4 protein-coding genes are annotated in these 12,802 nt (G+C 74.8%); all 4 read right to left on the reverse strand.

Features of this window, described 5'->3' with window-relative positions:
* Positions 1 to 66: 66 nt before the first annotated feature.
* Positions 67 to 399 carry an acyl carrier protein gene (locus P696_RS0117715; protein ID WP_026413367.1) on the reverse strand — a complete coding sequence of 111 codons (333 nt, stop codon included), beginning with the start codon at positions 397 to 399 and terminating at the stop codon, positions 67 to 69.
* Positions 396 to 4,853 carry a type I polyketide synthase gene (locus P696_RS58780; RefSeq protein WP_084337723.1) on the reverse strand — a complete coding sequence of 1,486 codons (4,458 nt, stop codon included), beginning with the start codon at positions 4,851 to 4,853 and terminating at the stop codon, positions 396 to 398. The genes P696_RS0117715 and P696_RS58780 overlap by 4 nt, the downstream gene beginning before the upstream one ends.
* A complete protein-coding gene (locus tag P696_RS0117725) occupies positions 4,846 to 11,652 on the reverse strand; it encodes a type I polyketide synthase (RefSeq protein WP_034485609.1) in 6,807 nt (2,268 codons plus the stop codon). The genes P696_RS58780 and P696_RS0117725 overlap by 8 nt, the downstream gene beginning before the upstream one ends.
* A gap of 786 nt (positions 11,653 to 12,438) precedes the next feature.
* Positions 12,439 to 12,741, reverse strand: coding sequence for a hypothetical protein (locus P696_RS0117730; RefSeq protein WP_026413369.1), 303 nt, complete (start codon positions 12,739 to 12,741; stop codon positions 12,439 to 12,441).
* Positions 12,742 to 12,802: the final 61 nt, after the last annotated feature.

Here is a 12,802-nt window from a genome sequence, read left to right on the forward strand (position 1 = left end):
CCGCCTCCGTGTCGGCCGGTTCCCGGAAGCCTGTGGGCCCCGGCGCGCGGAGGGTCGCGTCCGGCATCAGCGGGCCAGGTCTTCCGGCCGGACGGCTCCGGTGCGTCCCTCGATGTAGGCCACCAGCGTGCCGACGCTCATCGTCATGATCTCGGTGAGGTCCATGTCGGCGATGAAGGCGGCGAAGTCGACGCGGTCGCCGTAACGCTTCTGGAGCATCTCGGCGAGCGCCACGAACTCGATGCTCTCCAGAGCGAGGTCCTCGCTGAACGTGGTGTCCCCGGTGATCTCGACATCGAGGAGGAAGTCTTCACCCACGATCTCGACGAGCATGCCGGTCACGTCGTCGAGGACCGTGTCCGTCCTGTTCGTCGCGTCCGCCGTGTCGGTGGTGTTCACTGTGCGTCCTTTCCGTGCGTCCAGGCCACGGCGTACCGCGCCGCCCCATCGGTGATCACTGTGCTTTCGGCCTTGTGCACGCGGCCGTCCGGTGCCGTCACCGCCAGCACGAGGCCGGTGCCTTCGCTTCCGGGTGCCGTGTGCGTCTCGAAGGCGTGCGGCCGACCTTCGAGGTCGGTGCCGAGGGACTCGGCGACCGCCTTCTTCGCGGTCCACAGCCGCGTGACGAGTTCGGCGCGGTCAGGGCCGGTCAGGTCGTGGAGCAGCCGGAGTTCGGCGGTGGTCAGCGCCTCCCTCTCCGCGGCGTCGTCACGTTCGGCGACCGGAGCGATGCCGATGCCGACCCGGCCCGGCCCGGCCAGCGCGACGGCGATGCCGGGGCTGCGTCCGCGGCCCGCGTGGCAGGCCAGCGAGACGTGCGGCGCGCGGAACGCCCCCACCGCGCGAGGACGCCCCTGGCCGTTGTCCTCGATCACGATCTCGGCCGGGTAGAGGGGGCCCGCGCCGCGATCCCACAGGTGCCGCCGGACGGCGTCCTTGGCGGCGATCCGGCCGAGCAGCCACGAGCGCCGCGCGTCGGGGGGCAGCGCCTCGTAGCGGGACCGCTCGGCGGCGGCCAGGTACCGGCGCATGATCAGTTCGCGCGAGCCGATGTCGGGCCAGCGTTCGCGGTTGGCGCACCAGCCGCCGGGACGCGGCTCGGAGAGCGTCGCGCTCTGCGGGCGGAACTTCACCTCCCAGATCCGCGCGTCGGTGGCGAAGCGGCGGGTCGTCCAGCCCTCGATCCGGCACCAGACGTGTCCATCGGCGAGGCGGAGCTCGGCGTCGGCCCGCGCCTCGGTGTCGGTGATCTCCCGGATCCACGCATCGCACTCCACACGCGCCCCGGCCTCCGGCGGCGGCCCGTGGAACCGCACCGCGCGGATGCCCGTCGGCAGGACGGTCTGGTCGACGGTCAGGCCGACCTGCGTCCAGTGGCCGATGAGCTGGCCCGCGCCGTCGAGCAGAGCGCCCTCGGCGGGCAGGTTGGTCAGGGTGCCGGTGATGCCGTCGCGTCCGATCTGACCGATCCGCGCGACGCTGGCGAAGCGGGGCCCGTGGAACATCCAGTTGCCGTCGTACAGCTCCCGCGCGGAGACGGGTGCGGGCCGGAGATCCTGGATCGGCTCCCCGGACGGCTCGGGTGCGGGCGGGAACCCGGCCTCGCGCATCCTGACGACGCAGCTCGCGTAGCCCTCGATGCGGACGTCGACCAGGATGTCGCCGTCCGGTGCGTCAGCGCCGCGTCCGACGTGGATCGTCGTGGTCGTCTCGGGCGCGGTGCAGATCCATCGCAGCGCCCTGACCTGCTCGATGGCGACCACCGTGGCGTCCGGCGCCAGCTCGGCCGCGGCCTGGGCCATGACCTCGATGATCGTGGTCAGCGGGACGACGGGGAACCGGTCGGTCATGTCGGGCCAGCCGGGCGCCTGGGGGAAGATGCAGTGGTCGGCGGTGTCGGGCATCGTCGCGAGCGAGAACACCCGGGTGAGACTGAGAGACCGCGCTCTCCCGCCGGTGCGCGCGGTGGTTTCGGTGGGTGTGGTGCCGCTGGCCGCGACTGCGCCGGTTCGCCAGGCGTCGCCGACCTGCCGGGCGGCGGCGGTCGTGTCGGCGAGCACGGCGTCGAGTTCGCCGAGGACGGGGGAGCCGCCTTCGAAGGCCGCCTTGGATGTTCCGGCGGTGGACGCGCCGACGAGGCCGCTGAGTTCGGGCAGCCGGACCAGGGGCGCGCCGAGCCGCAGCCGCACCGTCCGCGCTTCCCGCACCGGTTCGTCCGGGGGCGTCGATTCGTCTTGGCTCGTTGGAGGGACGGAGTGGGCCGGGGTGGGCAGCCGGGCGAAGTCCGGGTCCAGGCCGTCCACCCAGAGGGCCGCCGCCACCCGGCTCAACTGGTCGAGACCGTCGCGGGCGGAGACGGCAGCCTTGACCGTCAGATGGTCGCGTTCGCGCAGCGTGTCCTCGGTGAAGCCCGCCAGGCTGCCCTGTCCGACCTGGACGAACGCGCGGATGCCCGAATCGTGCAGCAGCTCGGTGAGGCGGCGGAACCGCACCGGCTCGACCAGGTGACGCAGCACCAGGTCGCGGACGCCGCCGACGTCGTCCGGGAAGGGAGCGAGCGAGGTCGCGGACCACACCGGCACGGTCGGTCGGCTCACCTCCAGCCGCTCCAGCATCGCGCGGGCGGTGGGCAGGTGCCGCGCGTAGGCCGGGGAATGGAATCCGGTGCGGAACGGCATGGTCTCGGTCAGCACGCCCTGCCCGCGCAGGCGGTCCACGACCTGCGCCACCTGGTCGGCCGGACCGCAGACCACCGCCTGGTGCGGGCAGTTGTCGTGGGTGAGATGCACCTGGTCGAGACCGCCGAGTTCCCCGGCGACGCGCTCGGCCGACGCGCCGAACGCCGCGTACACCACGTCGGGCACCTCGACCATGCCCGGCCGCATGGAGGCGATGAAGTCGTCCACCCGAGGGTAGATCCCGCCGACGATCATCGCGGTCCACTCACCGAGGCTGTGCCCGGCCAGCGCCCCGGGCGCGATGCCGATCTCGGCGAGCGCGGCGGCGTACAGGCGGCTCACCGCGACCACGTCGAGGGCGTGCTCCAGGACGTCGACGCCGCCGGACAGCGCCGGGACGGGCAGGCCGAGATGGTCGGCGAGGGACGCGACGCGCGGCGCGAACTCGGGCTCGAAGCCGGGGAACAGGAACGCCACCTGCTCCGGGCCCGACAGCAGCGGCCGGGGCGTGAACCACACGTCGCTGCGGCCCCGCCAGGCGCGTCCCCGCGCGGCGATCTTGCGTGCGAGCGCGAGCCTGCGGGCGTCCGGCCCGACGATCGCGAGCCGACAGGGCCCATCACCCGGACGTGCCGCGCGGCCCGCCCGCTCGATCAGCTCCCCGTCGGTAGCGTCGAGGATCTGGGCGATGTCCTGCGGCCCGTCCCCGGCAATACGCAGCACCGGCTCACCGGCGTATCGCCGCGCCGGCACGGAGCCGCGCGCGCTCGCGTCTCTTGGTGTGCGGGTGGGGTGGGGGGCTTCCTCGAGGACGACGTGGGCGTTGATTCCGCCGAAGCCGAAGGCGTTGACCGCCGCACGGCGGGGTGCGTCCGCCGGGCGCTCCCATGGCGTGGCCTCGGTGATCGGCGTGAACCGCGTGCCGGTCAGGGCCGGGTGGGGATCCTCGATGTTCAGGGTCGGGGGGAGCGTCTCGTGGTGCAGGGCGAGTGCCGCCCTGATCAGGCCCGCCACGCCCGCGGCGGGCATGGTGTGGCCGATCATCGACTTGACCGTGCCCAGGCCGATCGGCGTTCCGGCGGTGCCGAAGGCCCGCCGGAGCGTCTCGAGCTCGGCGTTGTCGCCCGCGGGAGTCGCGGTGCCGTGCGCCTCGATCAGCCCGACCGCGGAGCCCGCGGCCGGATCCAGGCCCGCGGCCCGCCACGCCTGCTCGACGGCGGCGACCTGGCCGTCCGGGGCGGGGCTCATCATGCTCGCCGCGCGCCCGTCGCTGGCGACGCCGACGCCGCGGACCACCGCGTAGATCCGGTCGCCGTCCCGGAGCGCGTCCGCGAGGCGCTTGAGCAGCACGATCCCGGTGCCCTCCGACAGGAGGGTGCCGTCGGCCCGGGCGTCGAAGGGACGGATCGTCCCGGTCGGGCTGAGCGCGCGCAGCTGGGTGAACACGCTCCACAGCGTGGGGTGGTGGCAGTGGTGCACCCCGCCGGCCAGCACCGCGTCGCAGCGGCCGGACGCCAGGTCGCGGACGGCGTGGTCCACCGCCAGCAGCGACGACGCGCACGCGGCGTCCACGGTGTAGGCCGGTCCGCGCAGGTCGAAGCGGTTCGCCACCCGGGACGCGGCGAAGTTCGGCACCAGCCCGATCGACTCCTCCGGCCCGAGGGCCTTCTGGAACGCCTCGCGCGCGGTGGCGAGCCGGTCCTCGGGCAGGCCGGGCGCGAGGTCGCGCAGGACGGCGACGAGCTGGTGGGCGGTGTGGACGCGCTGGTCGAGCCGCGCGACGCCGGGTGTGAGGTAGCCGCCCCGTCCGATGACGACCCCGATGCGGGAGCGGCCCGGGAGCCGCTCCTCGCCACCGGCGTCGGCGATCGCCTCGGCGGCGGCGCGCAGGGCCAGGAGCTGGTCCGGTTCGGTGCCGTCCACGGCGGCGGGCATGATGCCGAAGCGCGTCGGGTCGAAGTCGGCGAGCTCGTCGACGAACCCGCCCCTCCGGCAGTAGAAGCGGTCCGGCGCGGCGGCGGCGCCCGGGGCGTAGTAGACCTCCGGGTCCCAGCGGTGCGCGGGCACCTCCGAGATCGCGTCCACCCCGTCGCGGATGTTGCGCCAGAACGCCGACGCGTCCGCCGCGCCGGGGAACACCGCGCCGATGCCGACGATCGCGGCGTCCTCAGGCATCGCCGGGCTCACCGCACATGTAGACGACCTGCGCGTCCCGGCCGTGGGACAGCTCGCGCAGCAGGCACGCGACCCCCGCGTCCGGGCTGATCAGGGTGATGCCGCGCCGGGCGTACTCGCGCTCCAGCTCGGGCGAGACCATGCCGCCGCCCGCCCACGGGCCCCAGTCGATCGCCACGACGCGTCCGGGCAGGCGCGCCGCCCAGGCGTGGCAGAGGGAGTCCAGCGCGTCGTTGGCCGCCGCGTAGTCGGTCTGCCCGCGGTTGCCGAACGCGCCCGACACGCTGCCGAAGGCGACGACGAACCCGGGAGGGGACACCGCGTCCTCGCCGGGCGCCGAGGCGGCGGAGCCGATCGCGTCCATCAGGGCGCGGAAGCCGTCCACCTTCGTTCCGTAGACGCGCTCGAACGAGTCGGGCGTCTTGTCGGCGAGCAGCCGGTCCTCCAGGACTCCGGCGCCGTGGACGACGCCGTCCAGCCGTCCGTGCCGGGCGTGGATGTCGGCGACGACGGCCCGCACGGCGTCGGCGTCGCGGACGTCGGCGACGTGGTGGCGGACCGACGCCGCGGCGTCCCGCAGGTCGGCCAGCGTGGCCCGGACCTCCCGCTCGGCGAGGACGCGGCGCGCCGCGGCGTCGACCTCGGCGGGCGTTCCGCCGCCCTGGCGGGCCAGGACGCCGCGCAGGGCGGCCAGGTCGGCGGCGGACGCCGTGACCGGATCCTCCGGACCCGACGGAGGCCCCGTCCGTCCGACGAGTTCGACGTGGCAGCCGGTCCGGCGGGCCAGGGCACGCGCGGCGAGGGCCGTGATGCCGCGCGCGCCGCCGGTCAGCAGGACGACCCCGTCGCGGTCCAGGCCGGGTGGCGCGGACGCCTCGCCGTCGAGGTCGGCGCGGCGGACCAGCGGCGCGGTGCGAGTGCCGTTGCTGTACCCGACGACGGTGCGTCCGTCGCCGCCCGCGAGTTCGAACAGCAGGTGCTCGGCGACCTTGCGCGGGTCCTCCTTGGGATCGACGTCGACGGCGCGCATCACCGCGTCGGGGAACTCGCGCGCGAGGGCGCGGACGAGCCCGCGCAGGCCGACGTCGGCCGTGCCCGGGGCGTCGTCGCCGCCCTGCCCGAAGCGTCCCGCCGTCGCGGTGGCGATGACCAGCCGTCCGGCGCCGTCGAGCAGGGCGCGGCGGATCCCGGCGAACGCGCCGGGCAGCACGGGCCCGGCGCCGGGGCCGAGCGCGCTCAGGTGCACGAGGGCGTCCGCGTGCCCGGCCTCCGGGGCCGCCACGACGCGCGGGACGGCGCCGCGGCGTTCGAGTAGGTCGGCCAGTGCGAGCGCGACCCCGCGACCGTCGTCCACGAGGACGACCCGGCGGCCGGTGAGCGAGTCGCCGTCGCCGCCCGGCGAGGGGACGGCGACGGGCTCGACCACATAGCGTCCGGGAACGGCGGACACGGGCGTGACCGGCTCGGACACCGCAGCGGGCTCGACGCGGCCCGCCGCCCGGACGGGTTCGGACGGTTCGGCGGCCTCGGCCGGTCCGTGCAGGTGGACGCCGAGCCAGTCGGCGATGCCGCCGATGGTCTTGATCCGGGCCAGGTCGGCGACGACGTCCTCGTCCAGGGGCGCGTCGCCGCCGCCGAGCCCGAGCCGGTCGGCGAGCTCCCCGATGATCTCCGTGCGCTTGATCGAGTCGATGGACAGGTCGCCCTCGAGGTCCAGGTCCGTCCCGAGCATGTCGGCGGGATAGCCGGTGCGCGCGCTGACCGTGGCGACCACGACCTCGCGGATCCGCTCCGGCCCGCCCGGCTCCGGCACCGGCGCGGTCGGCGCGGGCACGGGGGTGGGGGATGCCTCAGGGACGGCCGCCGGAGCAGGAACCGGAACCGCGGGCGCGGCGGGCGTCATCGGGGGAGCCGGAGCGGCCGGGGCCGTCCCGAGGTAGCCGAGCACGACGTCGCGCTGGGCCGCGACCATCTCCCGTGTCGTCCGCAGGAACTCCATCACCGCGGCGTCGCGCGGCGACCCGTTGCCGTCGTCCATCGACCCTCCTGTCAGGCTCGGACCCACCTGGGGCGCTTCGGTCGCGGGCCGCAGCCCGCCGGGCACGCACTCTCCGGACGCGGTCCGCACGAGCTGCCCGTCCACCAGCCAGCCCGGACGCCCCCGCGCACCCGACGTGGCGGAGACGGCGGCCTCGGCGCGCCCGGCGAACAGCGGGCGGAGGTCGACCGGGACCCCGGCGCAGGCCAGCGCGGCGAGCGCCTCCAGCAGCCGCACGAGCCCGTTCTCGCCCGCCACGTCGCAGGCCACGGCCGTGTGCGGCCGGTCGCCCAGGATCCGCCCGACGAGCCCGGTCAGGACGCGTCCCGGACCCGCCTCGACGAACACCCGCGCGCCCGCCGCGTACATCGCCTCGATCTGCTCCACGAACCGCACCGGCTCGGCCACCTGCCGGGCCACCAGCTCGCGGACGCCCGCGGCCGAGCCGGGGTAGGGCGCGGCGGTGCCGTTCGACCAGACCGGACGGGCGGGCGGACGCACGTCCAGGCCCGCGAGCGCCGCGGCGAGCGTGCCGGAGGCCGGGGCGACCAGCGGGCTGTGGAACGCGCAGGCGACCGGGACGCCGCGCGCCCGCATCCCCCGTTCTTCGAGCGCGGCCACGGCGCCCTCGACCGAGGGCGTCGGACCGGAGATGACCGCCTGCGCCGGAGCGTTGTCGTTGGCGACGACGACCTCGTCGCCGAGCCCGAGGTCCTTGAGCACCGCGCGGACGTCGGCGGCGGTCGCCGTCACGGCGGCCATCGTCCCCGGGTCCTCTCCGGCCGCCGCGAGGATCGCGTCGGCGCGGCGCTCGCTGAGCGCGATCAGGTCGTCCTCGCCGAACGCCCCGGCCGTGCAGAGCGCGACCAGCTCGCCGTAGCTGTGGCCGCCCGCCATGTCGGGACGGACCCCGAGCGTGCCCAGCAGTTCGGCCATGGCGAGCCCGGCGATGCCCAGGACGGGCTGGGCGACGCGGGTGTCGGTGATCGCGGCCCTCTGCCGGGCGGTCTCGTCGCGGTCGAACGCGACCGGCGGGAACATCACCGGCGCGTACCGTCCCTCCGCCAGCCGGAGCAGGCGTTGCAGGCCGGGGAAGGCGGTGAACAGGTCGGCGAGCATCCCGGGACGCTGGCTGCCCTGGCCGGGGAACAGGAACGCCAGGCCGCCGGTCGCTGTCTCCTCCGTGGCGAGGTGGACGCCCTTCCCGGTTCGTCCGGCCCGCAAGGCCGCCAGCTTGGCGGCCAGATCGTCCCGGCTGGACGCGACGATCGCGCCGCGGACCGGCGCGTCGGGAGCGCCGCGCAGGTGACCGGCCGCCAGCTCGCGCAGCTTCGTCCCGCCGTCGGCGTCGAGCGCCGCGGCCAGGCGGTCGGCCTCGCGGACGAGACCGTCCGGGCCGTCCCCTCGGAAGAGGAACAGCTCCGCAGGCCATCGCGGCAGGCCGTGCGCGGGCTCGTCCGCGCCGTCGTAGCCGCCGAGCACGGCGTGGAAGTTCGTGCCGCCGAAGCCGAACGCGCTCACCCCGGCGTACCGGCGGCCGGGCGGCGCCTCCCACGGCGCGGTGCCGAAGGCGAACGGGCTGGTCTCCGGCGACCAGAACGGATTCGGGTCGGTGAGGTGCAGGCCGCCCGGACGCGTCCCGGTGTGCAGGGCGTACGCGGCCTTGATCAGCCCGGCCAGCCCGGCGGCGCACTTGGTGTGCCCGATCTGGGACTTGACCGACCCGATCCGGCAGGCCGCGGGTTCCGCTCCCGCCTCGGCGAACAGCCCGGTGAGCGCGGCGAGCTCGGTGCGGTCGCCGACCACGGTGCCGGTGCCGTGCGCCTCGACGAGCCCGACGTCGGCGGGGGAGATCCCTCCGGCCGTGTAGGCGCGTTCCAGCGCGCGTCGCTGGCCCTCGGGGCGCGGGGCCGTCAGGCCGAGGGAGCGTCCGTCGCTGGACCCGCCCACCGCCTTGACGACGGCGTAGATCCGGTCGCCGTCGCGCTCGGCGTCGGCCAGGCGCTTGAGGACGACGCAGGCCACGCCCTCGCCGAGAACGATCCCGTCGGCGCCGGAGTCGAACGTGGCGCACCGGCCCTTCGGCGACAGCGCGTGGACCGAGGCGAACAGCAGGTAGTCCTGGACGTCGTTGTGGAGGTCCGCGCCGCCGCACAGGACCATGTCGCTGCCGCCCGCGGAGAGTTCCTTGCAGGCCAGGTCCAGCGCGGCGAGGCTCGACGCGCAGGCCGCGTCCACGGTGAAGTTGGAGCCGCCGAGGTCCAGCCGGTTGGCGATCCGCCCGGCGATCACGTTGCTGAGGACGCCGGGGAAGGAGTCGTCGGTGAGCTCGGGCAGGTGCCGGTCCAGGGCGGGCGGGACCTCGCCCATGTAGGAGGGCAGCGCCGCGCGCAGCCCGTACGCCGCCGACAGGCCGCTGCCCGCCTCGGCGCCGAAGATGACCGAGGTGCGCTCGCGGTCGAACGCCCGCTCGGCGTACCCGGCGTCGCGCAGCGACCGGGCCGCCACCTCCAGCGCGAGCAGCTGGACGGGCTCGATCGCGCCGAGCGAGGCGGGCGGGATCCCGTACTCCAGCGCGTCGAACGGGACCCGGGGGATGAAGCCGCCCCACCGGGAGGGCGTCCGGCCGCGCGGCCGGACGGTCGCCTCCGGGTCGTGGTACCGCCCGACGTCCCAGCGTTCGTCCGGCACCTCGGTGATCGCGTCGACGCCGTGGACGATGTTCGACCAGAACTCGCCGAGGTCGTCCGCGCCCGGGTAGACGCAGGCCATGCCGACGACGGCGATGTCCAGCGGTTCCGCCCGCACTTTCTCCGCCTCGCCTGTGTCGTCGGCCGGGCCGGTGAAGGAGGCGAGCATGCGGGCGGATCCGGCGGAGACGTCCTCGTGGAGCCCGGCGACGGTCGTGACCTCCGAGCGGAGCGTGGCGACCTGGCCGAGCATGTACATGCCCTCCGCGCGCTGCTCCGGCCCGTCCAGCGTCCGCAGGCCCTCGGCCGTGCGCCGCAGCCCCTTCGAGGCGATGCGCAACCGGCCGAGGTTGAGGCTCTCCAGCTCCGCCCAGGCCTCCTGGACCGTGGCACCGCCGTCGAGCAGGCGCCGCCGCGTCTCCTCGAACGCCGCGACGAACGGCGTGTCCGCGCACCGGGTCACATGGCCGGGCGAGGTCTCCAGCAGGGCCGTGCCCTCGCACTCCAGCGCCGTCGCCTGGTACCCGGGCAGGATCGCCCCCGCGTCGACGGCCTCCCGCGTGAACAGGTACGCCGTCCCCATGAGCACACCGGTCGCCGCGCCCCGCTCGGCGAGCGGACCGCAGAGCGCCGCCACCATCGCGCCCGACCGCGCGTCGTGCACGCCACCGGCGAACAGCACGCTCGTCTCGGGCAGCACGTCGGCATGGTCGAGAAGGCAGTCGATCTGGGCCTGCCACAGCGGAAAGCTCGCGCGCGGCCCGATGTGCCCGCCGCACTCCGACCCCTCGAAGACGAACCTGCGGGCGCCCTCCTTGACGAACCGCGCCAGCAGGCCGGGGGAGGGGACGTGCAGGTAGGCCGCGACGCCCTCGGACTCCAGCGCCGCGGCCTGGGCCGGACGCCCGCCCGCGATCAGCGCGTACGGCGGACGCACCGCCCGGACGGCGTCGAGCTGCGCGGCCCGCACCTCCTCCGGGGCGAAGCCGAGGACGCCGACGCCCCACGGCCGGTCGCCGAGCAGCTCGGCGGTCTCGTCCAGCAGCCGCCGCGTGTCCTCGCCGTTCAGCAGGGCGAGCGCCACGAACGGCAGGCCGCCGTCCTCGGCCACCCGCGCGGCGAAGGCTGCGCGGTCGCTGACCCGGGTCATCGGGCCCTGCGCGATCGGGTAGCGCGGCCCCCGAGGCTCACGCGCGATGCCGTGTCCGGGCGCGAGCGGGGCCTGCTCCCTGCCCGCGGCGATCCCGGCACGAATCGCCGCGTGAACCGCCTGGACGACACCACCGGCGGTCCTGTGCCGTCGGGCGAGCGCGGCGGCGAACGCGCCTTCCTGGCCGATGGGCAGCAACTGAGTGCGCAGGTCACGGGCACCAAGACCGTCCGGGACGCCGTGCTCGGCCAGCGCGGAGATCGGCAGGTCCGGACGCGTGTACACGCGATGGCCGCCGACGACCGTCGTCTCGCTGCCGTCCATCGCGGTGATCGCCGCCGCGACCGTCTCCGGGAGGTCCGTCTCGGCTACCAGGGCGAGCTGGGAGTCGAGCACCACGCCGCGGGCGCCGCCCGCCACCGCCGCGGCGGCGGTGGCCGTGCCGATGCCGCCCTGCGCCCACACCGGGACGTCGAGTTCGGCGACCAGGCGCTGGAGCAGCACGAACGTGCTCAACTCACCGACCCGGCCGCCCGACTCGGCGCCCTTGGCGATGACTCCGACCGCTCCCTGTGCGACGGCCGCCCACGCCTCCGCGGCCGAAACGACCTCGACGAGCACCCGGCGATCCGCGCCGTCCCAGGGCCGGACGTCCACCCCCGCCTCGAGCACCACACAGTCGACCTGGGCGGGCAGGTGTTCGGCGGTGAGCGGGCAACCGGCCGACACCCGCACGCCGAAGGCGCCTTCCCACCGGCGCGTGACGCGTTCGAGGTGCTCACGCGCCCGGGAGGCGTCCCGGCCGAGGTCCAGGACGCCGAGCCCACCGGCCCGCTCGACGGCCACGGCGAGCGCCGCGCCGGGCTCGAGGAAGGGGGTCAGGCCGATCACCAGGTCGCGGCCGTGCAGGTCAGTGGTCATCTGCGTCTTTTCCATCAGAACCTCGGAGGGGTTCCCTCAAAGGGCATGGCGGTGCCCTGGGCGGACGTGCGAATCGCAAAGTGGGGGAGAGCGTTGAGCGGGGCAGAAGTGGGCGGGGTAGATCGGTGTTATCACAACGCTCAGTCCGCCGTCGACATTCTCCTACCAGACGCTATGGCCAATACGTTGACAAGTTCCTGGTCAGATGCGATCTCTAAAAGTTGAATCTCTTTCATGTGGCCAAAGGTGGACGTCGCCCCGAGGCGGCTTCCGCGCCCACCGCCGTCCAGGCCCGCGCGCGGCGGTCAGAGCCCACGCCACCTACTCTCACGCGCTCTGACCTGCGTATTCAGCGTATTCCGAAGCCTCTCGAACTCCGGACGCGACCTCGGCGACCCGATGCGCCGACGACCTGGCCTTCCGCGCCCCGCCAGGCGCGCCGGCCTTGCATTCACGTCCGCGAGCGCCGATGGTCACATGCTTGTATAAGGGGTGATACGGGCGTATAGTCCACCGTCCATACACGGGCGACGCCCCCGGGAGAGGCGGTCGGCGCGCCATTGCCTCATTGAGCGCGCGCATGTGGATGCCACTGCCATCCAACGTTCACGGGGCGTTCGGCTCCGTTGCTCTCCGAATTGCGCGAGTCTTCAGCTCGGCCATCGTCGTCACAGTGACCCTGGCGCTGTTCCTCATCCACATCGCCCGCACAACCTGAACCCGACAAGGGGAGCGGAAAGCGGCGCAGCGATGAGGAACAGCGCGTTCCGGCCGTCTACCTCCAGGTCAGAAGCGGAGCTCCGGCACCTTGGGCGGCGCCGGGCAGTCCGAGCCGCAGGAGAACGACGGCGTCGGCGCGGACGGGCTCGGCGGAGTGGGCTCGCCCGGCAGCGTGCTGCCCTTCGGCAGCAGCGAGGCGCACGCCTTGGCCGCGGCCTTGTAGGTCGCCGAGAGCGGGTTGACCGACCCGCCGGTCTTGAGCTGGATCGTCCCGTCCTCGCCGATCGTGATGCCGGGGAAGTCCTTGACCCCGTGTGACCGCAGGCAGGCGGTGAACGCCTCGCCCCGGTCCCCGCTTCCGGCGTTCACCTGTGATCCCTGAGCCTGCCCACGCGGCTGTGCCTGTGATTGGGCGGTCAGGCTCACCCAC

Source organism: Actinomadura oligospora ATCC 43269 (assembly GCF_000518265.1).
Taxonomy (GTDB): domain Bacteria; phylum Actinomycetota; class Actinomycetes; order Streptosporangiales; family Streptosporangiaceae; genus Spirillospora; species Spirillospora oligospora.

Coding starts and splice junctions, on each gene's coding strand:
- P696_RS58780 (WP_084337723.1), bottom strand. CDS start 4,853: ATGCCTGAGGACGCCGCGATCGTCGGCATCGGCGCGGTGTTCCCCGGC.
- P696_RS0117725 (WP_034485609.1), bottom strand. CDS start 11,652: ATGACCACTGACCTGCACGGCCGCGACCTGGTGATCGGCCTGACCCCC.